At 41.5% G+C, this 22591-nt stretch carries 18 protein-coding genes; 1 reads left to right on the top strand and 17 read right to left on the bottom strand.

Annotated features, from left to right (window positions below):
- Positions 1–8 precede the first annotated feature (8 nt).
- The 17 genes from BLP50_RS12625 to BLP50_RS14365 all read right to left on the bottom strand — a co-directional run bounded on the left by BLP50_RS12625 (position 9) and on the right by BLP50_RS14365 (position 22225).
- Positions 9–374, bottom strand: coding sequence for an ACT domain-containing protein (locus BLP50_RS12625; RefSeq protein ID WP_090155323.1), 366 nt, complete (start codon positions 372–374; stop codon positions 9–11).
- 109 nt (positions 375–483) lie between these two features.
- A complete protein-coding gene (gene ppdK / locus BLP50_RS12630) occupies positions 484–3120 on the bottom strand; it encodes a pyruvate, phosphate dikinase (protein WP_090155324.1) in 2637 nt (878 codons plus the stop codon).
- Between the two features lie 191 nt (positions 3121–3311).
- The gene (gtfB, locus tag BLP50_RS12635; protein ID WP_242869275.1) at positions 3312–4655 is read right to left on the bottom strand and encodes an accessory Sec system glycosylation chaperone GtfB; all 1344 of its coding nucleotides are present in this window, start codon (positions 4653–4655) and stop codon (positions 3312–3314) included.
- Positions 4628–6124 (bottom strand): accessory Sec system glycosyltransferase GtfA, encoded by a 1497-nt coding sequence (gene gtfA / locus BLP50_RS12640; protein WP_090155326.1) that lies wholly within the window; start codon positions 6122–6124, stop codon positions 4628–4630. The genes gtfB and gtfA overlap by 28 nt, the downstream gene beginning before the upstream one ends.
- Positions 6125–6135: 11 nt before the next feature.
- Positions 6136–8484, bottom strand: a complete 2349-nt coding sequence (gene secA2, locus BLP50_RS12645) for an accessory Sec system translocase SecA2 (RefSeq protein WP_090155328.1) — start codon at positions 8482–8484, stop codon at positions 6136–6138.
- Between the two features lies 1 nt (position 8485).
- On the bottom strand, positions 8486–8917 hold the full coding sequence (gene asp3, locus BLP50_RS12650; RefSeq protein WP_090155330.1) for an accessory Sec system protein Asp3: 432 nt from the start codon (positions 8915–8917) through the stop codon (positions 8486–8488).
- Positions 8918–10522 (bottom strand): accessory Sec system protein Asp1, encoded by a 1605-nt coding sequence (gene asp1, locus BLP50_RS12655; RefSeq protein WP_090155332.1) that lies wholly within the window; start codon positions 10520–10522, stop codon positions 8918–8920.
- 75 nt (positions 10523–10597) lie between these two features.
- Positions 10598–11803, bottom strand: coding sequence for a hypothetical protein (locus tag BLP50_RS12660; protein WP_090155335.1), 1206 nt, complete (start codon positions 11801–11803; stop codon positions 10598–10600).
- Positions 11804–11999: 196 nt separating this feature from the next.
- Positions 12000–13361 carry an NADP-specific glutamate dehydrogenase gene (gene gdhA, locus BLP50_RS12665; RefSeq protein ID WP_090155337.1) on the bottom strand — a complete coding sequence of 454 codons (1362 nt, stop codon included), beginning with the start codon at positions 13359–13361 and terminating at the stop codon, positions 12000–12002.
- Between the two features lie 155 nt (positions 13362–13516).
- Complete coding sequence (locus tag BLP50_RS12670) at positions 13517–14428, bottom strand: YitT family protein (RefSeq protein ID WP_242869276.1); 912 nt, start codon at positions 14426–14428, stop codon at positions 13517–13519.
- 45 nt (positions 14429–14473) lie between these two features.
- A complete protein-coding gene (locus BLP50_RS12675) occupies positions 14474–14941 on the bottom strand; it encodes a hypothetical protein (RefSeq protein WP_090155342.1) in 468 nt (155 codons plus the stop codon).
- Positions 14942–14952: 11 nt separating this feature from the next.
- Positions 14953–15681 (bottom strand): hypothetical protein, encoded by a 729-nt coding sequence (locus BLP50_RS12680; RefSeq protein WP_090155344.1) that lies wholly within the window; start codon positions 15679–15681, stop codon positions 14953–14955.
- A gap of 18 nt (positions 15682–15699) precedes the next feature.
- Positions 15700–16134, bottom strand: a complete 435-nt coding sequence (locus tag BLP50_RS12685; protein ID WP_090155346.1) for a hypothetical protein — start codon at positions 16132–16134, stop codon at positions 15700–15702.
- 240 nt (positions 16135–16374) lie between these two features.
- Positions 16375–18669, bottom strand: a complete 2295-nt coding sequence (locus BLP50_RS12690; protein ID WP_090155348.1) for a hypothetical protein — start codon at positions 18667–18669, stop codon at positions 16375–16377.
- 164 nt (positions 18670–18833) lie between these two features.
- Complete coding sequence (asp2, locus tag BLP50_RS12695) at positions 18834–20330, bottom strand: accessory Sec system protein Asp2 (protein ID WP_090155350.1); 1497 nt, start codon at positions 20328–20330, stop codon at positions 18834–18836.
- A gap of 53 nt (positions 20331–20383) precedes the next feature.
- Positions 20384–21406 carry a hypothetical protein gene (locus tag BLP50_RS12700; protein ID WP_090155352.1) on the bottom strand — a complete coding sequence of 341 codons (1023 nt, stop codon included), beginning with the start codon at positions 21404–21406 and terminating at the stop codon, positions 20384–20386.
- A 96-nt stretch (positions 21407–21502) separates the two neighbouring features.
- A complete protein-coding gene (locus BLP50_RS14365) occupies positions 21503–22225 on the bottom strand; it encodes a hypothetical protein (protein WP_176753780.1) in 723 nt (240 codons plus the stop codon).
- Here BLP50_RS14365 and BLP50_RS14370 point away from each other — a divergent pair.
- Positions 22224–22591 (top strand): hypothetical protein (locus tag BLP50_RS14370; protein ID WP_207645745.1); only part of this gene is annotated, 368 nt, incomplete at its 3' end. The two genes, BLP50_RS14365 and BLP50_RS14370, sit on opposite strands and share 2 nt — an antisense overlap.

The following is a 22591-nucleotide window of genomic DNA, read 5'->3' on the forward strand; positions in this document are numbered from 1 at the left end:
AATGAAAGTTATAAAATAATGTATTCTTCTGCAGACAGTACACTTAAAGCTCTGTCGAAATTTTCTGCCTTTACAAGAATATAATCTGTATTGAAAGTTGATACGGCAAAAATTCCAATACTATTATCTGCAAGAATACCTGATATTTTTGATAAGATTCCTATCAGCGAAAAATCAAGAACACCTTGAATGCGGAACCCTTTCCACCCATCATCGCGTTCTATTGTTTCTCTCGGTGTATCGGCCGTCTTACAAACCAAAGATATTTCTTCATCTGTTTTACCTATGAAGAAAAAATCAGATGTCATATCAATTTCCTCAATCAATTCAACCTTGCATACGGTCAAATCATATTCCAATGCCTTTAGTTCCATGTACTCCTCCAACAATTCTAGATTAGTTTAAAAATGAACCACTAACCCCGTCCCCCTGGACCAAAAAAGAGAGAGTCGACTGACTCTCTCTAAAAAAGATTGCTCTTTATTATTTGTTAGCGATAGCAGCCTGTGCTGCAGCAAGTCTAGCGATTGGTACTCTGAATGGAGAGCATGATACATAGTCAAGACCAATCTTGTGGCAGAACTCTACTGAAGATGGGTCACCACCGTGCTCACCGCAGATACCTACGTGAAGGTTTGGATTTACTGGCTTACCGAGCTTGATAGCTGTCTCCATAAGCTTACCAACACCTGTCTGATCAAGCTTAGCAAATGGATCGTTCTCGAAGATCTTTGTGTCATAGTAAGCATTTAAGAACTTACCAGCATCATCACGAGAGAATCCAAATGTCATCTGTGTAAGGTCGTTTGTACCGAAGCAGAAGAAGTCTGCCTCTGCTGCAATCTCATCAGCTGTAAGAGCAGCTCTTGGGATCTCGATCATTGTACCAACCTCGTACTCAAGCTTAGCACCAGCAGCAGCGATTTCAGCGTCAGCTGTCTCTACAACTACCTGCTTAACGTACTTAAGCTCCTTAACCTCACATACAAGTGGGATCATGATTTCAGGCTTAACATTCCAATCTGGATGAGCCTTCTGTACTTCAAGTGCTGCACGGATAACAGCCTTTGTCTGCATCTTAGCAATTGAAGGATATGTAACTGCAAGACGGCATCCTCTGTGACCCATCATTGGGTTGAACTCGTGGAGTGACTCGCAGATATTCTTGATTTCTTCTATTGACTTATTCTTAGCCTTTGCAAGCTTCTCGATATCAGCATCCTCTGTAGGAACGAACTCGTGAAGTGGTGGATCAAGGAATCTGATTGTAACTGGGCATCCCTCAAGAGCCTCATAAAGAGCCTTGAAGTCTCCCTGCTGGTAAGGAAGAATCTTATCAAGAGCAACTTCTCTCTCTTCCTCTGTATCTGAGCAAATCATCTCACGGAATGCTGCAATTCTGTCAGCCTCGAAGAACATGTGCTCTGTACGGCAAAGACCGATACCTTCTGCACCAAGCTCTCTAGCCTTCTTAGCATCAGCTGGAGTATCTGCGTTTGTACGAACCTTAAGTCTTCTGAACTCATCAGCCCAAGCCATAACACGACCGAACTCGCCAGCGATTACAGCGTCAACTGTTGGGATGATACCAGCGTAGATGTTACCTGTTGTACCATCGATTGAGATTTCAGAACCCTCTGTAAATGTTGTGCCTGCAAGAGTGAACTTCTTGTTCTCCTCATCCATGTTGATGTCGCCGCAACCAGATACACAGCATGTACCCATACCACGAGCAACAACGGCAGCGTGTGATGTCATACCACCACGAACTGTAAGGATACCCTGAGCAGCCTTCATACCTGTGATATCTTCTGGAGATGTCTCAAGACGTACAAGAACTACCTTCTCTCCTCTAGCAGCCCAAGCCTCTGCGTCATCAGCTGTAAATACAACCTTACCGCAAGCAGCACCTGGAGATGCACCAAGACCCTTACCAAGTGGAGTTGCAGCCTTAAGAGCAGCAGCCTCGAACTGTGGGTGAAGAAGTGTATCAAGGTTACGTGGGTCGATCATTGCTACAGCCTCTTCTGGAGTCTTGTGTCCCTCATCAACGAGGTCGCAAGCAATCTTAAGAGCAGCTGGAGCTGTTCTCTTACCGTTACGGCACTGGAGCATGTAAAGCTTCTTGTTCTCTACTGTGAACTCCATATCCTGCATATCATGGTAGTGATTCTCAAGAGTCTCACATACCTTGATGAACTCTGCGTATGCCTCTGGGAACTCCTTCTCCATCTGAGCGATTGGCATTGGTGTACGAACACCAGCAACTACGTCCTCGCCCTGTGCGTTGATAAGGAACTCACCCATAAGCTTGTTCTCGCCTGTAGCTGGATCACGAGTAAATGCAACACCAGTACCAGACTCATTATTTAAGTTACCGAATACCATAGGCATTACGTTAACTGCTGTACCCCATGAATAAGGGATATCATTGTCTCTTCTGTAAACGTTTGCACGAGGGTTATCCCATGAACGGAATACAGCCTCGATAGCGAGCTTTAACTGCTCTACTGGATCTGAAGGGAAGTCAGAACCAAGCTGATTCTTGTACTCAGCCTTGAACTGCTCAGCAAGCTCCTTAAGATCTGCTGCTGTAAGGTCTACGTCAAACTTAACACCCTTCTTTTCCTTCATCTCATCGATGAGCTGCTCGAAGTACTTCTTACCTACTTCCATAACTACATCTGAGAACATCTGAATAAATCTTCTGTATGAATCGTATACGAAACGCTCGAAAGCTGGATCTGGATTACCAGCGATCATAGCTGCTACTACTTCATCATTAAGACCAAGGTTAAGGATTGTATCCATCATACCTGGCATAGATGCACGTGCACCTGAACGAACTGAAACGAGAAGTGGATTCTTAAGGTCACCGAACTTCTTGCCGTTAATCTCCTCCATCTTCTTAACGCCGTCCATAGCCTGAGCCATGATCTCGTCGTTAATCTTTCGGCCATCCTCGTAGTACTGTGTACAAGCCTCTGTTGTGATTGTGAAACCCTGTGGAACTGGTAACCCAATACTTGTCATCTCTGCAAGGTTAGCACCCTTACCACCGAGAAGATTACGCATTGTCATGTCACCTTCGCTAAACATATAAACCCATTTGTTAGCCATTACAAAATCCTCCTAAAAATATAAATAACGATACTGAAACCGCCTGTTTTTAAACGGGGTCGCAGACGGTCCTTTTCTATTGAAACACAAATTGTACCCCACTTCAAACAATTTTGTCTGTAAAAATAGCAGAAAAACAGCAGCGATTTTTGTGCAATATTTTCACACTATTCGCTGCTGTTTACTGTCATTTAAAAAATATAGTCGCTTTTTTCTGCCGCAAGCCCCTGTTCATGCTGTTTTCTGACTGCTTTATCCAATGCTTCTTTGCTGTCTAGTAAGCTTTTGATGTGCCCCGCTAATTGTTTATAATCGTTAGACAAATAAACGTTTTCGTCGGCTATGTATTCGGCAGAATGAATTGTCTCTTTAAAGGCAAAAATAATCTGATTGTTAAAAAACGCTCTTCTTGTGGCCTCAACTATTTCCCCTTCATGATTGATATCTAGGAAAAAGTCGCATTCGGTAAATAATCTATCTAGTGTAACCATCTTAACATTTGGATACATGATTACATTTTCATATTGCTCATGAGAAAGAAGCTTTGCCGACATCTCTGTCAGGGCTGTCACATGGAATTTGACCATTGGAAGCTCTTCAAGAAGCTCCCTCAGCTTCTCAACATTTTCTGTATTAGTGCAGATAAGTGCCGATGGTCTACCAAGGTTTTCTCTCTTAAAACTATAGATAAATCCCATTTCTGAGATCATATCCTTCGGAGCCTTTAGGTCTTTCAACCGCTTGAAGGCTTGCCTATTCTGAACTATTACCCTCTGGCATCGGCTTGTTTTTTTATCAAATATAACCTGCATATTTCCAGGAATCTCAGCTCCCACATTTTCCTGCCAAAACAGAATGTCTCCCCTGTCGCCAGTTACATCCTCCAGTGCATTTGAAACAAAGAAAGGTACAGACAAGGAGTTAAAGAAAATCCTATTGCCCTGCCAATTCTGGCTGCAAATAAAATATTTTACAAACTCTGTTCTATTTTTAAATATCAAAATCTTTCCATCGATGTTTAGCACTATGTCGTTTGTCACGTAGTTTTCCGTGATTACCTCTCGGCCCTCAACATCGAAATAAGATTTATTAACCTTCTGGGATTTCTTGTTGAAAGTGGTCAGGGCATACTTGCACCCATATTTGTTGTAATGCTCAGAGAGACGCACATTGCCAGCTCCATCAAGCCAATCCACCACCTTCACAAAGCGCTTGTTCTTAGGCTCTGCATAAAAAATACGCCCACGCTCTCTGCTCTTGTCATGGATGGAGCCGCTGGTATTATTGCCGCTTACCTCCCAAAAATCAGGCACCTCGATTTGATTAAAATAACGTGGCTTTTGACTTTTCCCAGAAAAATCTCCCAGGTAAAACTCGAAGACATTTATAACATCATCTGGCAAAAATCCCTCATCGTTAATAACTACTGCCTGAAAATCAAGTCCTGCATTCTTGAAGGAATCCACCAAATCCTGGCTGCCCTTATTAAAATAATCCATGAGAAGTATTATTTTTTGTTCACTACTTCTTTCCACTTAGACTCCACCTCACTAGTCAAATATGCCTTAGCCTTCTCGTATGAATGCTCAGAAAATGCCTCCATATCGCTGTCTATAAATAGCTTTTTAATAGCCTCCACAAGCTTCTTCTGACGTCTGGTGCTCTCCATACCAATAGAATATGGAATGCGAAAACCATTTTTCCCATCATCTATAAATGCTTTATTACCATATCGCACATCGAATCCTATTATTGGAAGTCCAGAGCCAACTGCCTCCATAAGAGTTAGGCCAAAGCCCTCGCTGGTAGATGCAGAAAAATATGCCTGATACTTGATGTACACATCATCCAAATTGTGCTGGCCCATAAGATGTATGTAATCCTGGGCGCCAAGCTTCTTAATCTGAGCCTCCAAGTCTGTCGATGCGGCACCTTTTCCGTATATATCAAGGGAAATATCCGGAATATCTTTTCTTGCCTCAGCCACTGCTGAAACCAGCCAATCCACATGCTTTTCTGTGGCAAGTCGAGATGCTGTAATAGCAGAATGACTCTTTCTAGGTGCAGAAGGCTTTTTAAGCTCATCCAAACTGCCCACAGGAATAGTGTAAACCGTAGGCTTCACCCCTACATATTTTTCGAACTGCTGAATCAGAAGCTTCCTCTGATTCTCTGTGGCAGTCACATAAAAGTCAATGTGCCTGTTCATGGAGAATGTATACTCGTAATAATTGTTCCAGAGAATATTGTCCTCGTCTGTGGCCCCCTCGCTAAAATGATCAGCATGGATAACCACGCCAACCTTCGCCTGGCCCTTGTTCTCAAGGATGGCCTGAGCCTGTCCTGTGGCTCTGTCTATTATGACAATGTCCTCAGAAGAAAGCTGCAAGCGAGAAGTCATATAGCCAATCAGCTCCTCCTTTGAGCAAATAATCCTATCTGGAAACTTGTACATCACTACATCATCATCGATGACTTCCTCGTAAGCTACCGAGCCATCTCGATTAAAATATCTCCTGTGGTAAAGATGAGCCTTGCCATCTAAAGGTCCGTAGTATTCGCTAAAAATACGACCTGATGTAAAATAATCCTTTCGAATCAAGCAACCTGCAGAGACCATCTCCACTCTATGAACAAGTTCCTGCTTTTCATCTGTAAAATAGACTCTGTAGAAATTACCCTGGCCTTCAAAAATCAATCTACCAATATTGCCTTCCCGCTCATAGGTATAGCTTCTTCCATCTAGTGTAGCCTTCAAATCATCTAGGGTAAATGTCACCGGCTCTGGCACATAGTCAGAAAAAAATGTATAAAGCCAAATGATTTCCTCGTCAAGAAAACCGATATTCCTAGTCATATCGATTAGATTATCCCGTGAAAACATGTCGGTAAATATGAACTTTGCCTCAGCGCCGATTTTCCTAAAAATCTTCGCTCTGTAGGCCTGAGCATACTCAACACCTGATGAAGCCCAACCTATTCCTAAGTTGAAATTGTAAATCATGTAAGCCTCCGTTATGGCAATAATATGTGTAGCTTATTTTTCTTATCTAGACGCACTTCTGATAAAAGTACATTTCGAATAATATTTTTCTTGACTGTGGCCTCCATCTTTCTGAAGGACTCCAGTGCCTCAGCGTGATATTCATACATGAGATTTCTCTGGGCAGAGCTTCGTCCGGAAACCGCCGCCTGCAACTGCTGCAAATAGTCAACCTGCTCAATCCATGCATCGTCAATAGCAGAAAGTGCAGAGATACGTACAAAATCATCCATGGCATTCTTAGAGTTGAGGGTAGCTACCTTTTCCTGGAAAGATTTCTCCACCCTAGCCATAATGTAGGCTCTAACTCTGGTCTTGTTTTTGTAGTCCATCACATTAACTTCCCTATCCATGCTGTAGGAAATGTTATCAAGCAAAAATCTTTTTAGGGTAGGCCCATCTAAATTAGGATTGTCCTTGAGGAATGCATCAACATTGTCCTCCGCTATGGCAATGAGCCTATCCTTTTCAAGAGTGCCGCCATCCAAAAGCATATCTCTGGTATCATACATAAGCTTTCGCTCAAGCTGCAGAACAATATCGTAATCCTTGGCTGTCTTTCTATTGTTACTGCCCACCTCTTCATTTATGCGCTGGGCATTGTTAACTATTCTCTTTACTCTTCTGTCGCTGATTTTTCGCTTGCCGTCTATATATTTTTTCAACTTTTCAGGGTCTGTACCCTTTTCAACAATGTCATCCTCCAATGACACGATAAATCGGCTATAGCCAGGGTCACCCTGTCTACCTGCTCGACCTCTGGCCTGACGCTCATCTCGAATGTTAAGCATACGACCTACACCGATAACAGCAAGACCACCAAGTTCCTTAACACCAGCCCCCAGCTTAATATCTGTACCACGACCTGCCATAGATGTAGCTACTGTCATAGCTCCCATCTGTCCTGCCTCCTTAATAATCTCAGCCTCCCAGAATGCATTGTTGGCATTGAGTACAGAATGAGGAATGCCCTTTTCAACCAAAAGATGGGAAATGATTTCTGTATCGGAAATCATAGTGGTCACTATAAGCACAGGCTGCCCTGTGTCATGCTTTTTTAGAGCGAGCCTAATTGCTGCCTCAAATTGCTTTTTAGAATCACTAAAATACCAGTCTGGACAATCCACTCGCTGTATTGGATTGTTAGTAGGGATAACCACTACCTTTTTACCGTACACATCATATAGCTCGTCCTTGGCATCGTAGATAGTACCACTCATGCCTGACATCTTAGGAAACATTGAGAAGAAATTCTGATATGTGATGGAGGCCATAGAACGGTTCTCCTGAGTAATCTCCACCTGCTCCTTGCACTCGATAGCCTGGTGCTGGCCGCCTCTTAGCTTAACACCCTTAAGCATACGACCGGAGCTGGCATCGATAAGAGCCACTTCGCCTGACTCTGAAATCATGTACTCAGTACCCTTTTCAATAATCATATGGGCTCTAAGAGCAAGCACCAGATGACGATAAATTTCAAAGTACTCTGGCGCAAAAATATTATCTATTCCAAAATAACTCTCTGCATATTCCAGTCCCTTTTCAGTGAACCAAACATTTTTCTCCTCCACCTCATAGTCCTCATCCTCCTTAAGGGTACGGATGAAGAAATCGGCAGTCTCGTATAGGTTAGACTGAACACGAGGAGCACCTGAAATAACAAGTGGTGTGCTGGCACTATCAAGAAGTACCGAATCCGCCTCATCGATAATTATGTAATTGAACTCACGCAAAAATCTCTCTTTTGAAGACTTCACCAAATTGTTAATCAGATAATCAAATCCCAATGCTGAGTGAGTGGTATATACGATATCGCAGGCATAGATTTCTTTTTTCTCATCGTTTTCGAATTTCTCCGACTCATCACGCTTAACACCTGCTGCAATTGTAAGTCCCATAAACTCATAGGCAGGTCCCATTTCCTCAGCATCACGAAGAGCCAAGTACTCATTATTGGTAACAAGTATTGCCCCCTTGCCCTCTAAACCGTTTAGGTACATAGGAAGAGTGGCTGTAAGAGTCTTACCCTCGCCTGTGTTCATCTCAGCCAGATATCCCTTGTGAAGAGCAATGCCAGCCATAATCTGAACATCAAACGGGTACATTTTAAGAACACGAAAGTCAGCTTCGCACATAGCAGCAAAAGCCTCCGGCATAATGTCATCAAGAGTCTTGCCATCCGCAAGTTTCTGCTTAAACTCCTTAGTCTTTGCCTGAAGCTGCTCATCAGTAAGAGCTGCCATCTGTTCCTTGTAGCTTTTAACCTTTTTCAGTTCTCTTTGAAGTTTTTTTACTATTGACCTCGTCTTTTTAATTTTCATCTTATATTTCTTCTATGGTTACTGAATGGTAAACAAATTCTTTCATACCTGCATTTATCAACTGCATTTTGTAGCTGTAGGTTTTAAGAGGACAAGAAAACTCCGCCTCCGTACCTCTAATAGTAAAATCTCCTGCCTCGCGCTCATATCTGTCCAGAAATACCAGTCTTACCAGGCAGCCTTTGCCATCCTTGGTGTCTATATTTATCTTAATTCTATAGCGGCTCTCACCATCTATAATAGGCAGCGATGGCTCAATTCTTTGAGCCTGATAATTGGTCAGAGAATACCATTGCTTGATAACTGTGCCTGGTGGCATCAGCTCATTTTTAAACCTGACACAATTTCTCGCCTCATAATCAATTTTCGAGCCATAGAGATATGTATCAGAACTATATTCATTCCAATAAATTGTCCAAATCGCTTTTTCCATTTATTTCTCCAATGAATCCATTACATCTTTCCATTTGCCTAGAAGCTTTTTAGTGGTAAATCTCTGGGCAATATCATAGGAATAAACCTTGGCCTGATTCCAGTTGTAAAGAGAATCTAAGAAATACTCAAGTGCTGCTGGAATCTGTTCAAAATCAGTAACTACAAATCCGTTGTACATATTTTGCATGTACTGAGTCTCTCGCCTAATAATCTGCGGGATAGCACTACTGATACAGTTTATCTGCAAAAAGAGATCCGGATTATGGCGCATATCTACCATAATACGCTGCTCTCTGATGCATCTACTAACAGAAAGCTCATCCACACACTGCTCCACAAAAAATCTCACAGGCACCTGCTCTTCCTCAATCTCCTGCTCGTTTTCAGCAGTGTCATCCTCAACCTGATCTGGAATAACCATCCGCCTGTCAAAACCAGAAGCCTCTAATATTTCTGCAATTCTGGCTAAAAGTCTGTCTGGTAAATCATATTCTGCATTTCTAGTGAAAATATGAACCATGGCATTTTCATTTGTCATGATGTAGTTAGCAAGCTGAACCATCAATGTGATAAATCTATCCTCAGACAGATTGTCTACTGGAACGAGAATCTTCTGTACCGTAAGCTGCTGACTGATACCAAAATCCATTCGTGAATCATAAGGCGAAATGTCGATGACTTTTGTCAATTCCTCATCCATATCCCTAAGTAGGTATCTGGTAGTAGCCTCAGAATCCGTAACTACGTATCCCGCCTTTTTCACCATATCCTTATTATCTAGATGATCCCTCATTCGATAACGATCACCGTAAAATGACAATATCAGCTTTCTTTTTTCTACAAACTCTTTCATTACCTGCACATTTAATTCGTGCATGGCCACGCAAAAAACATCGTCCTCATCTCTGGCTTCTAGATTGGCAGTCATAACTTCCATTATGACATCTTTCAGGCTGTCATAGGTGAGTTGTTTGAATTCTCTGTGCTCTGAGCCACCATCTTTTGAGAGAAGGAAAGTATTTGACTTTTCATTTATCTCAACTCGACCAGTGGCTGCATATTCTCTAAGCTTTATGTTGCCTTTTTCTGTGAGGTAATCCGTATATGCGATAATACCGTTATCGTAAACTTCTGTAGAAGAAACAAATCCTCTGTCGTCATAAATATTTCTACGGCTCAATGAGCCAGCATTATACATACTAACTTCGATAGGGTTACCAGCTTCACCAAAATTAATCTCTGCGTATTTAACATTTTCAAGATATGCAACCACCACAAATGGTGTATAGACAAACTCTATATTGTCCGGCCAGCTTAAGTTATGGAAAGAAAATACCGCTGCCTTTCTTCTCTCCACCTCCTGAATGGCATCAAAACAAGACCAGTATGGAGCATGGAAAACTCCCTGGCGATGGAGGAAATGACGGAAATTCGGAGTGTGACTCAACAGCAAAATCTTGAAATCACGCATACCGTTACGGTAGAACATCTGCACCTGCTTTACTGTATCGTCAAACTCAGTGTGCATTCTACGGGTATGCCAACTCTGCTCAGACTCTCGCCATTTATTCTGTTGATACCAAGCTGGAATAAAATAAAGCATAATGTCTCCTATATCTACTGGAAAGCACAGCATTGATAATTGCCTTTGCAAAGGCTGTGCTGCAAAAACTATTTTTTAAATAAACGGTACATAAGCATCGTAGTCACGAACCGCTCTAAACTCTCTATAAAGATTACAGTTGATACTAGCCATAGCGATGATAATAGATGGCAAACTGATAAGGGATGCATCTATAAATCCTCTAATATGAAGCCCCAGTGGAAGCCCTAGGAAAATACTCATGAAAAATGCTGAAAAAATAGCTATCGAGAATACTCTATTGCTAATAAATCTGCGAGTCTTCTTACCTGCCTTAAGTCCAGTGATACTATCTCCAGATTTTTGTAAATTCTCAGCTAGATTCTTTGGACTGATGAAAATAAATGAAAAAACCACCGTAATGAAATAAAGTACAGCAATATAAACACCTAGACCTAGCGGATGAGTTGTATCCATATTGTCACTAACCCACGCTATGGTAGCATTGTCAGGAAATACCATCGCTAAAAACTGGCATGAATAAACTGGCAGCATAAAAAATGCTGATGAAAACATAACCGGCATCATACCTATTGGATTTAATTTAATTGGAATATAGTTTTTGTCTGAATAAATACTGTGAATAGAAATACGCTGCATAGGAATGCGGTACTCACTGTTTTCGAAAATAATAGTGATTAGTAGAGCTACTACACAGATGGCTCCTACCACATGAAGCTCCTTAATAGGCGCTCCTTTAACAGTATTTACCACGCTATCCAAAATATTCACATAGATAAGTACAGTCTGACCGCCGATTCCGTATTTACCATTTCTAGTAGCCAGCCACAGAATTACAAATGAACCTGTAATCATCTGCACTGCAGCCACTATTTTGGCAGCAATCAGCTGTAGTCCTCCTTCGTATATAAAAAGAGTGGATTGAACTGTGAGCACAGCCTGAATTAATGCCCAAATAAGCATTAAAATAAGAGTCGCCCTGGTGGTTTTCCTTGGTGAGGTGTGAGCCTTGCTATCTGCTTTCTTAAACGAAACAACCACCTGCACAAAAAGCATTGAAAACATAAAAGGCGATATACCTAGAGCAAAAATACTAGTTCTGTATCTATCACCACCGATAGTCTGCATAATCAAATCTTCTGCATCGTTTCTAAATGCAGCATAGGCCTCCAAGTCCACACCATATAGTGGAAGCTCACGGCCTATCAAATATACAGTCATGATAATCAGGGTGAATATTAACTTTTGAATAAGTGTTTTTGGAAAAAATCGTTTTTTCAATTTCCCCGCCCCATAGTGTATTGTATATGTTCTATTATAATTCACTGCGCAGGCATATTCTATATTTTAACAGAAAAATGCCAATTAATACTAGAAACAAAAAACTCCGGCACCCCTCAATCTCTAGCTCCCCCTCAAGTGAAGGGGGCCTTTAGATTGAGTGCGTAACCGGAGTATCTCAGTCTATTTTATTGAATTAGTATGCAATACCCTGAGCCATCATAGCCTCTGCAACCTTCTCGAAGCCTGCGATGTTAGCACCAGCAACATAGTTGCCTTCCATGCCGTACTTCTTAGAAGCGTCATCACATGCGTGGAAGATACCTTCCATGATGCCCTTAAGCTTAGAATCAACTTCCTCGAATGTCCAGTGAAGTCTCTCAGAGTTCTGTGACATCTCAAGAGCTGATGTAGCAACACCACCTGCGTTAGCAGCCTTAGCTGGTCCAAAGAGAACGCCAGCCTTTAAGAATGCCTCTACAGCCTCTGGAGTTGAAGGCATGTTAGCACCCTCAGATACAGCAAGAACGCCGTTGTCGATAAGCATCTTAGCATCGTTCTCATCGAGCTCGTTCTGTGTAGCACATGGAAGAGCGATGTCTACCTTGTACTGCCATACACCGTGCTCACCATTCTTCTTCTCATGGTACTCAGCAGAAGGTCTAGCTGCAGCGTACTCAGAAAGACGTGCTCTCTTAACCTCCTTAACTTCCTTAAGAAGATCTACATCGATTCCCTCTGGATCATAAATCCAACCTGTAGAATCTGAACATGTAACAGGCTTAGCACCAAGCTGATAAGCCTTCTGGATAGCATAGATAGCTACGTTACCAGCACCTGAAACAGCTACTGTCTTGCCCTCGAATGATGTGTTCTTAGCAGACTTAAGCATCTCCTGTGTGAAGTAGCAAACACCATAACCTGTAGCCTCTGTACGAGCAAGTGAACCACCGTATGTAAGTCCCTTACCTGTAAGAACGCCTGTGAACTCGTTACGAAGTCTCTTGTACTGACCGTACATGAAACCGATCTCACGTCCGCCTACACCGATATCACCAGCTGGAACGTCAGTATCAGCACCGATGTGCTTAGCAAGCTCTGTCATGAATGACTGACAGAATCTCATGATTTCCATGTCTGACTTACCCTTAGGATCGAAATCAGAACCACCCTTACCACCACCGATTGGAAGTGTTGTAAGTGAGTTCTTAAAGATCTGCTCGAAACCTAAGAACTTGATAACTGAAAGATTTACTGAAGGGTGAAGTCTAAGGCCTCCCTTGTATGGTCCAATTGCTGAATTGAACTGAACTCTGTAACCGCGATTTACCTGAACCTTACCCTGGTCATCAACCCAAGAAACTCTAAACTGGATAATACGCTCTGGCTCAACGATACGCTCGATAACGCCAAGTTCCTCAAGTTTTGGATTTGCAGCAACAACTGGCTCTAATGACTCAAGAACCTCTCTAACTGCCTGTAAGAATTCTTTCTGCTCTGCGTTTCTTGACTCAAGACCGTCGTAAACGCGCTGTAAATAACTGCTCTTAAAATTCATGTTTTTATATTCTCCTTCCATGATAAACGTTCAGTGGGCGCGGACATTTGTCTTTCCTGCGCAACCTAGAGACGATTGTACATCATTTAACACTTTAGTGCAATAAATTTTTTTAAAAAATCCACCTATTATTTCAATAGGTGGATAAATATCCTCTATAAATACTTCTTTTGTTCCGTAAAACCACGACCTTTTACCTCCGAAACACGGCTGATAATAATGAATGCTTCTGGGTCAATATCGTGGACAATTCGCTCTGTTCTAGCAAGCTCTCTGGTAGAAACTATAGAAAGTGTAATCTCTGTATCCTTGGCAAGATAACCTGTACGTCCATACATAACCGTAACACCACGGTCTATATCCTGAAGGATTGCTCTTCTAATTTCATCATGTTTTTTGCTGACGATTTTAATCTGCCTCTTTGATTTACCAAGAATAAGTGTCTTGTCTAATGTAAGAGTGTATATAATCACAAGCATTATTCCGTAAAGAACTTTGGTCTTGTCGGTAAAGAGAGCCTGAACTCCTAATATACATAAATCACATGCCCACATAACTCCAGAAATAGGAAGACCTAAGTACTTATTTAATAGAATAGGCGGAATATCCATACCACCTGTTGACGCGCCAGTTCTAATAACGATTCCAAGGCTAGCGCCTATCATGAGACCGCCAAAGACAGTGCAAAGCACAATATCATCTATAGGCGAATAATTGGCTGCAATCATCTCTGCTATATGAATTTCAACTGGTAAACAAAATGTGGAAAGTAATGTATTGGCTGCAAATCGATGTCCCATCAATCTCCAGCCAATCAGAAATAGAATAGTATTAATGATAAATACTACATAAGATGTACGAAATCCAAAAGTGTGATGAAAGAACAAAGCAAGACCGGTACCACCACCAGTAATGAGCCCAGATGGCTCAATGAAGAATGCTACCGCTAAAGCATAAACAAAATTTCCCAATACTACAATCAATGCTGTTTTTATTATCTGCCTCATCACAACACCGCTTTCATTAATTATTTCAAACAGCTGTGATTGTACACCAATTGCGGACATTTGTCAGCACAGCACGGTAACGCGTTAGCAGACTAAAGTAAAAACCTATAGACCGAGAAAATGCATACGACCGTCATCCCTCTTCTTAGGGGCATTCTTTGGCTTCTCTCCCACATCAGGATTGAAATATATACCCTTAAGGCTATTTGTACGGTTGCGAATGCAGTCAGGGCAAAAGCGACCATAGCGGATACTGCATCCACATTTTTCACATTCTATGTAAACTACGCTTCCCTCAGGGATTTCAAGTCTCCCCTCTTTGAGCATAGCGTTAATCATATCTACAGGTACACCTGTGTTCTCAGAAATAACTATAGCAGGACTGGCCCCATTTTCGTCAATGTAATCCTTAACCTTACCAAAGTCATCTACTTCCTGATGACCGCAATCATAGCACTCATAATGACCGCCGCCTATGTATTTGATGCGTCCTTTACACTCAGAGCATCTAGTAGGCTTGCGCTCCATGAATTCTTTAACAAATTTCTCTTTTTCAGGGTCTTTACCTGCCATAAAAATCCTCACTATAAATCAAATTCATCTGTAATACTCTCGTCGAGAGGAGGCATCTCACTTGCATCGCCCTCTAATCCCTCGCGAATTAATTTCCAGTTCTTAAGGAACCAGACAGTCTGAGCTGGATGCTTGTAAAGTGAAAGCATCTGCGCTCCCTCATATTTATGTGGATACACAAGAGGAATATTAGTCGAACGTGATGTGGTAAAGTAAATCACGTGAGTAAAGTCATTGTTCTCTAAATACTCCGGTGTAACACAATAGTATATATACTCGCCGTAGTCAGTCATATAATAGAAAGTCATCTCAGTCTGCTCGACCTCCATAGGCTCCATCTCAGTGACCTTGAACTCATCTACGCGAATAGATTTTACCTCTTCATCCTCAGCATCATCCGAGGTAGACTTCTCTACTGACTTTTTCCATCGCTTGGCCTCCATTGGATCCATCAGACCTGCAAAGAAACGGTCTTCCTGTTCAACAGTCTCAGAATCCTCCTCATTTTCAGAAGGGTCCTTGCCTGTCTTAAGCCAAAAATTAATGATGTTAAGGTTTTTATTAAGCTGTCTTGTGTGTTGGGCGTATAGCTTGTCATCTTTTTCCATTTTAGAAATATATGACTCATACTCGGCCTCTACTGCTCGTCTTGTATTTTTCTGTTTGAAATAGACAGGCATCAGAAACAAAAGCATCACGCCTATTGCACAGATAAATATATTAATTGTCAGCCAATCCATAGTATAAACTCCAATAATCTAGAAAAAGATTGAATAACTCAATAATCCTATCAAACACAATAGTAACAATGTATTAATTGCTGTAAACGCAGAAAAAATCCTAATGTCTCTCTGCTGTTTTTTTACTCCGTCGTGGTTGTAGACTGATTCTAAATTAAGCTCAAATTCCTTAATCAGATTGTCCATCTGTGCCTTGACTGGCTTGGTGTAGTCAAGAGCATCCTGCAGATTTTGGACCTTGGTCTCTACACTTCTACAGAGCTTTTCATTGGTGGTCTGAGACTCATAGATTTTCTGTTTTATTTCTCCATTTTCAATAGCATAGAGCTGTAAAAGCTGCTGCAATTCAAACACTTCGCCTTGAAGTCTATCTATTTCTTGACGAATATCATCCTCAGCCATGCCTATGTATCTATGCTTAAAAATAGATTTTCCAGAAAATTCTCCCTTCATAAGCATCCTCCCGTCAAAAAATTCATAGAATATAGCATCCTATACCTACTTAGATATTATCACTTTTCACTATTATTTGTATAGTGGATTTGTAAATTATACAAAATATAGTGCTTCCGCACAGGGAAAGAAATCTGAAAGACTTCCATTATGAATGCGGGTGGAGTCACTGTGAATAGTAACAATCCATAAACATGAAGAAGCCAGGCCTCAAATGGGCCTGGCTTAAAAAACTATTAATTAACTTTCTTCAGTCTCTTTTCCTTTTCTGCGCTTTGCTGCTACAAATAATCCTGTGAGACCTCCAATTATTGGAAGTGATGCTCCAGCCCATCCATTAGGGCCAAGTTCACCATATCTAGCTACTTGATCATCATCGATGCCTGTGATTACATCTACATTTGCAGGTGCATCTACAATGTCATCATCAAGAATCTCCTGATCAAGTACTGCAAGTGGAACTCTTGCATCATTATCTATAGGTGTAATTACTGCTGCCTGTCTATATGTGTTGCCTGCTGCTACATTTGTATCAACACGGCCTGCAGCATCGCTGATATACTCTGTTGCCGCATTAGAAATTGTAATGCTCTCTGAGCCCTCAATTGCTTCTGATGCGCTAACTGATGCACTTGCAGATGCTGATTCTGAAGCGCTTGTTGATGCTGATGTAGAGCCACTCTGTGATGAAGCTACAGATGCTGACTCTGAAGCACTTACAGATGAGCTTGTGCTAGTTGATGTGCTTATTGAAGTGCTCTCTGAAGTACTTGTGCTTGTTGACTCGCTTGAAGCAACTGATGCTGATTCAGATGCGCTTATTGAAGCTGCTTCTGAAGCTGATGTAGATAATGAAGCTGCGCTTTCTGAAGCAGCTATTAAGCTCTCACTCTTGTATGTGCTAAGACTCTGAGAATTAGCCTTTACCTGACTTGCCAAATCTGCAATCGTCTGAGATAACTGTACAAATCCTGATGTACTACCAGTTACACTTGTTGAGAATGCATTTGCATCCTCACTGAACTGCTCAGCTGCACTGGCAAGAGAGTTCATGTTTTTAATCATTTCGCTGCGCTCTGATGCCTGTGAATGGTATGTTCCTTCGGTATACCAATCGCCACCTTTGAGCATTTTGCCTTCATCATCTAATGTATAGTCAAACTCATATCTTGTGCTTACTATTTTAGCAATAACTGAGCCATCCGGCATCACTACGTTCTTAAATGTTTCTTTTTTAGGACTTACAGTATCTGTAACTGCATAAGCCTTTTGTACTACATTGATACCATATACTCCAGGAGCATAGTCTTCATGTGGAATTCCATTGATATCAGTCTGGTGAGTCTCATCTTTATAAAGAGAATTACCAAATTCATCTACAGTAACGTAGTCAAAGTATTCTTCATTATAATTTCCATCTAAATCAATCCACTTAACAACGTATCTCTTGTCATAATAGGTATTTCCATACCATCCAGTATGTAAGTTACCATTTTGAATATTAGCGTATAAAATCTTGCCCTCAACAAGCAATTTATACTCAATCATAGCCTCTGCTAAAGGACGACCATAAGGTATATAATACTCATTCAAAGATAGAGCAGGCTTTCTCTGTAAAGCAATTGCCTCTCTTTGAGCTTTCTCTTCAATTTCTAATTGAGCAATTTTCTGCTGAGTTTCTGCTACGCCAGCATTATCATATCCGTTTGTAATAAATGTCTCTGATGTTGCTATATATTCGCTAGCTGCCTCGCTTTCAGCTACAGACATGCTATCAATAGCCTCTGACTGGCTTGCAGAAGTAGACTCTGATGTAAATAAGAGTTCAGATTCTGCATCAGATACAGATGCACTTTCAGAACTAATTGTTTCCTCAAGCTCTTCTATGCTGCTTGTAGTTGCAGCTGGTGCTGCCTGTGCTGCTGATTCTGGAGTTGCCTGAGGTGCTGGCGCTGCCATGAGAGTTGGAGCTGCCTGAGGTGCTGGTGCCGCCATGAGCTTCGGAGCCGCCTTACGTGTTACTGCAACTGGTGCTTCTGGTGCTACCTGTGCCTCTGGCGCTTCCTGTGTTTCTGGCGCTGCTGCTGATGCCTCTGGTGCTGCTACCTGTGCCTCTGGTGCTGCTGCCTGTGCCTCTGGCGCTGCTGCCTGTACTTCTGGTGCTGCTGCCTGTGCCTCTGGCGCTGCTGCCTGTGCCTCTGGCGCTGCTGCCTGTGCCTCTGGCACTGCTGATGCCTCCGGTGTTACCTGTGCCTCTGGCGCTGCTGCTGGTGCCTCTGGCGCTGCTTCCTGTACTTCTGGCGCTGCTGCTGGTGCCTCCGGTGCTACCTCTGCTGTAACTGTTGGCTCTTGTGAAGCTGTCTCAGCAGGTGCCTCTTGTGCTGCTTCAGGTGCAGAATCATATACTACTTCTTCGCCTGTAGTTTCTATTTCATGCGCATAAGCTAAGCCCATATTAGAAAAAACGCTGGCGCCCCCAACTGCTGTGCCAGTGATTACGATTCCTTTTACGAGATCTTGTACTTTCTTACCCATACTACTATCTCCTTTACTCGCCCTATCTTGTTCTCTTATAAGGTATATCGGTCGACTATTATCTTTTCTGTAAAGGTATTATAGAAATTAAGTATGAAAAAACAATGTACAAATTGTATACATTCTGCCAAATTTAAAGCGTTCTTGCCATAAGCCACAGAGCACTATTCTCGGTAAAAATCTTCCTTCAAAACCCTTTCGTATTGGCCCTTAAACCACGCACCAATACCAGCAGTATTATCATTATGACGGCCATGAAGACCTTTTCCATATACTTGAACACCGGCGGAATTTAACTCTGACAATAAAGTCTCATAAGCGGTGTCATCATAATCATCTTCAAACATGTATGAGACAATGAACTTGGTATGACTGAAATCAGTGTTTCGAATTTTACTCCACACTCTCTCATTTAATAACTCCACACCTGCCATTGACATGTCCCCAGAAAACTTCTGGAGCAAATCAAGTGATGTAGGAAAGCCACCAGGTCTTTTAAGTCTCTCATTCTGCGCTATATTTCCAAGGCTAGCTAGAGGCTTACCCAGTATAAGCGCATGTGGCTTCAAATCACATCCGTAGTACATAGAACCGATGGTTCCCATGGAGATTCCTGATAGAATCAAATCACTTGGGTAAAATCCTAGCTTACTTAAATATTTATCTATAATCTTAACCATTGTGCGCTCAAATTCTGGCGAACCCATATAAAATCCGCCACCCTCAAAACGCTGCTCAGCTAATAATAAGAAAGGACATCCCATTTTTCTCATCATGTAATATCCCTCAAAACCCTCCATGGTTTTGTAACCAGAAAAATAGACCGCCAAAGGTGGTTTCAAATCGCCTGGATCAAAATATGCAAATATTTCTTCTCTCTCAGAGGTAACATACCTCTCTCCACCTACCATGAATTCTCCTATATCCCATCTGGAGATTCTATCGTGGAGTCCAACTATCTCAAGATGCCCACTACCTCTGGCTCTTAGAGAGACAAAAATAGTTCCAGCACCATTTCTTCCTTCTATACGCACTTCATTTTGTAAATCCTCTTCGGAGAACTCCCAGGAATCCAACACATCTGAAAGGCTTCCTGAAACAAATTGTTTGATTGAAAGGGAAATCTCTACTCCCTCATCCTTTTTATATTCCAGCCAAAAGTCGATAGCCTGACCTTCTTCCATAGGAATATTTCCCCTCCAAAAAGCTATCTGCTTCATATCATAACCGTAATCGCCATCTAGACTGACGCTATACTGGCCATTCCATTTTACCTGCCCCTTGAAACCATTAGCTATTCCTACAGAACCAGGATTAAACTTTTCTCCATAAGGCTTGCTAAAATATTTTTTTGCTTCATTATTAATAAAATCCTGAATGTTATATGATGGCAAAAGTTTTCCCATTCTCTGTTCAAATAGGACACCATTGTTCTCATCTAGTTCAAAGCTATCCACAGCAAAAAGACAGTAGGAATATGACATATCCTTCACTGCCTTTATCTCCTCTGGCTCTAGATTTCTCTCTAGAACAACTATTTCATAGATTTCCTTTTTATATTTCACTTCGCCATCAGCAAAGATGTGCTTTATATATGAAGGGAAACTATACTTATTTTTCCAATCTTCAGTTCCAATTTGTAGTATTCGTATTTTCTCCATAATGCACTATTAGCCTAGCCAGCATATGCCAGCTAGGCCCCTTTTTGTTGTTTTTAATATTCTCTTTCCTCTACTTTTAGTCCCAGTGCCTTGTCAATAAGTGAGAATACGCCAGCAATTGGGACTATATATACAGCCTTTGAAAGCTGTAAGAATGTGCTTAAGTTGTCGCCCTGAATTGCAATTACAACAAATGTCAAAATTGTAAATCCAATCCATAAACAATATGTAAGGAATTTTTCTCCCAGGAATACTTTTACAATTGTAACTACAACAAGTACTGCCAAAAGAATAATCCATGGACTTCCACAAATAATCTTCATGCCCTCAGCAAATCCTCCAATGTTGTTCATGTTGTAAACCACAACATGCTGGAAGAATTCTTTTGCATTCTTAAAATACAGCAGATAAAGTACCATAGGCACTCCAACTGTAATTAATCCTTCAAATACTGATACATAATAAGCTCTGTATTCTTTGCCCTTCAGCCCGTCTGCTTTGAATTTGATAGCAAAGAAAATAAGCAATACTACCCAAATAAAAATGTAGCCCGGCTGCAAGAAAAATACTAATCCTAAATCAATTGTAAGTAAGTATGTGTGATATGACAAGAATCCCTGCTGAAGCTGTCTTGCAACGTGATAGCATGTTAATGTAAGGATGAAGAACATCATTTCTTCTGCACCTGCATGAGTAAGGGCACCCCACTCAAAAACAGTTAAAAGACCAGCAGAAATCATAGCGAAAACTTCAGATGTAAATAGCTTCGCTGTTTTGTACTGGAATAACACAAGGAAAAAGATTCCAACTGTTTCCATTATAAATTGAACAATATGAGTGTCTGTTGGCAGATATCCCAGGCCATAGAACTCATAAAGCACTGGGCCATAATTTCCATCTACCTCCACGTAAGCTAAAAATCCATCTCGAATCTGATGGGCAATATCAAGAATCCCCTCCTGCATTGATGTAAATGCATTATTCATCCATGGATTTAGTGGGCTGGATAACGAAATAACAAATGTAATCGCTAGAACCCCCAAAAATTCTAAACATCTTTTAAGCTTTTTATTCATCCCAATATCCTCCATAAAATAATTTAGAGAGTGACAAATTATATCACTCTCTAATTATAATTCACTTTTAACTACATTCTGTAAAGAAACTGTGAATTATTTCTCATTTTCTGCCCTTACGGCCTCAGTCTTAGCTTCCTTCTTATCTTTTGCTCTCTTTCCAGCTAATGCACTGATGATGATGAGAATCCAATACCACCATACTCTTCCAGCAAGACCACTCTTTGAAATAGCAAGAGGTGTCTCTTCGTCTTCGATTGTAGTAAGGTCTTCATCTCCAACATTTGCTGCTGTGTGATCATCATCAAGAACTACGGCAAGTGGTACCTGCTCGTCTGCAATTCCCTGAAGCTCATCACCTTCAAGCTCATTGAAGTTAGAAACTCTTGAAACTGTATTATTTGTAACCTCATTAAATGAAGTTGTAATTGTGTTATCTGTTGTGCTTCCTGCCACACCATTGTTCTCAGATGCAGAACCATTTGAACCAGCACCACTGCCTGAATTGTCATTTGCTGTGCTTGCTGCAGCAGAGTTGCTTGCACTAGTTGAAGCAGACTCTGAAGCTGAAGTACTTGCAGCTGTGCTTTCTGATGTAGATGCACTCTCACTTGTTGATGTGCTAGTTGAAGCGCTTTCAGAAGCTGATGTACTCATGCTTGTTGAAGCACTTGTTGATGCGCTCTCTGATGCTGATGCGCTCTCGCTTGCACTTACTGATGCTGACTCAGACTGGCTAAGTGAAGCTGATGTGCTAGCTGACTCTGATGCACTAAGGCTAGCTGAAGCTGACTGTCTCTCAGAGTTACTAATACTCATGCTCTCTGAAAGGCTTAAGCTTACAGAAAGTGACATACTCTGGGAAATAGAAGTACTTGTGCTCTCAGAAAGTGAAGCGCTTGTTGATTCAGACTCACTTAATGAAGCAGATGTACTTGCGCTAAGTGATGCACTTGTGCTTTCTGATTCTGACAAGCTTGCCGATGTTGATGCACTCAATGAAGCTGATTCACTCTCGCTTAGTGAAGCACTAGTAGATGCTGACTGGCTTTCTGATGCTGAAGTACTTGCACTTGTTGAAGCGCTTTCACTTGCGCTAGCTGATTCAGATAAGCTTATGCTCATTGAAACACTCTGGCTCTCAAGTTCACTTATTCTTGCAGAGGCACTTGCTGACTCTGACTC

It is taken from the genome of Pseudobutyrivibrio sp. AR14 (assembly GCF_900101325.1).
Taxonomy (GTDB): domain Bacteria; phylum Bacillota; class Clostridia; order Lachnospirales; family Lachnospiraceae; genus Pseudobutyrivibrio.

Coding starts and splice junctions, on each gene's coding strand:
- BLP50_RS12625 (WP_090155323.1), bottom strand. CDS start 374: ATGGAACTAAAGGCATTGGAATATGATTTGACCGTATGCAAGGTTGAA.
- gdhA (WP_090155337.1), bottom strand. CDS start 13,361: ATGAATTTTAAGAGCAGTTATTTACAGCGCGTTTACGACGGTCTTGAG.
- BLP50_RS12690 (WP_090155348.1), bottom strand. CDS start 18,669: ATGGGTAAGAAAGTACAAGATCTCGTAAAAGGAATCGTAATCACTGGC.
- asp1 (WP_090155332.1), bottom strand. CDS start 10,522: ATGCTTTATTTTATTCCAGCTTGGTATCAACAGAATAAATGGCGAGAG.
- BLP50_RS12670 (WP_242869276.1), bottom strand. CDS start 14,428: ATGTCCGCAATTGGTGTACAATCACAGCTGTTTGAAATAATTAATGAA.
- BLP50_RS14365 (WP_176753780.1), bottom strand. CDS start 22,225: ATGAGTATTAGTAACTCTGAGAGACAGTCAGCTTCAGCTAGCCTTAGT.
- gtfA (WP_090155326.1), bottom strand. CDS start 6,124: ATGATTTACAATTTCAACTTAGGAATAGGTTGGGCTTCATCAGGTGTT.
- BLP50_RS12675 (WP_090155342.1), bottom strand. CDS start 14,941: ATGGCAGGTAAAGACCCTGAAAAAGAGAAATTTGTTAAAGAATTCATG.
- BLP50_RS12700 (WP_090155352.1), bottom strand. CDS start 21,406: ATGAATAAAAAGCTTAAAAGATGTTTAGAATTTTTGGGGGTTCTAGCG.
- ppdK (WP_090155324.1), bottom strand. CDS start 3,120: ATGGCTAACAAATGGGTTTATATGTTTAGCGAAGGTGACATGACAATG.
- asp2 (WP_090155350.1), bottom strand. CDS start 20,330: ATGGAGAAAATACGAATACTACAAATTGGAACTGAAGATTGGAAAAAT.
- secA2 (WP_090155328.1), bottom strand. CDS start 8,484: ATGAAAATTAAAAAGACGAGGTCAATAGTAAAAAAACTTCAAAGAGAA.
- BLP50_RS12685 (WP_090155346.1), bottom strand. CDS start 16,134: ATGAAGGGAGAATTTTCTGGAAAATCTATTTTTAAGCATAGATACATA.
- asp3 (WP_090155330.1), bottom strand. CDS start 8,917: ATGGAAAAAGCGATTTGGACAATTTATTGGAATGAATATAGTTCTGAT.
- BLP50_RS12680 (WP_090155344.1), bottom strand. CDS start 15,681: ATGGATTGGCTGACAATTAATATATTTATCTGTGCAATAGGCGTGATG.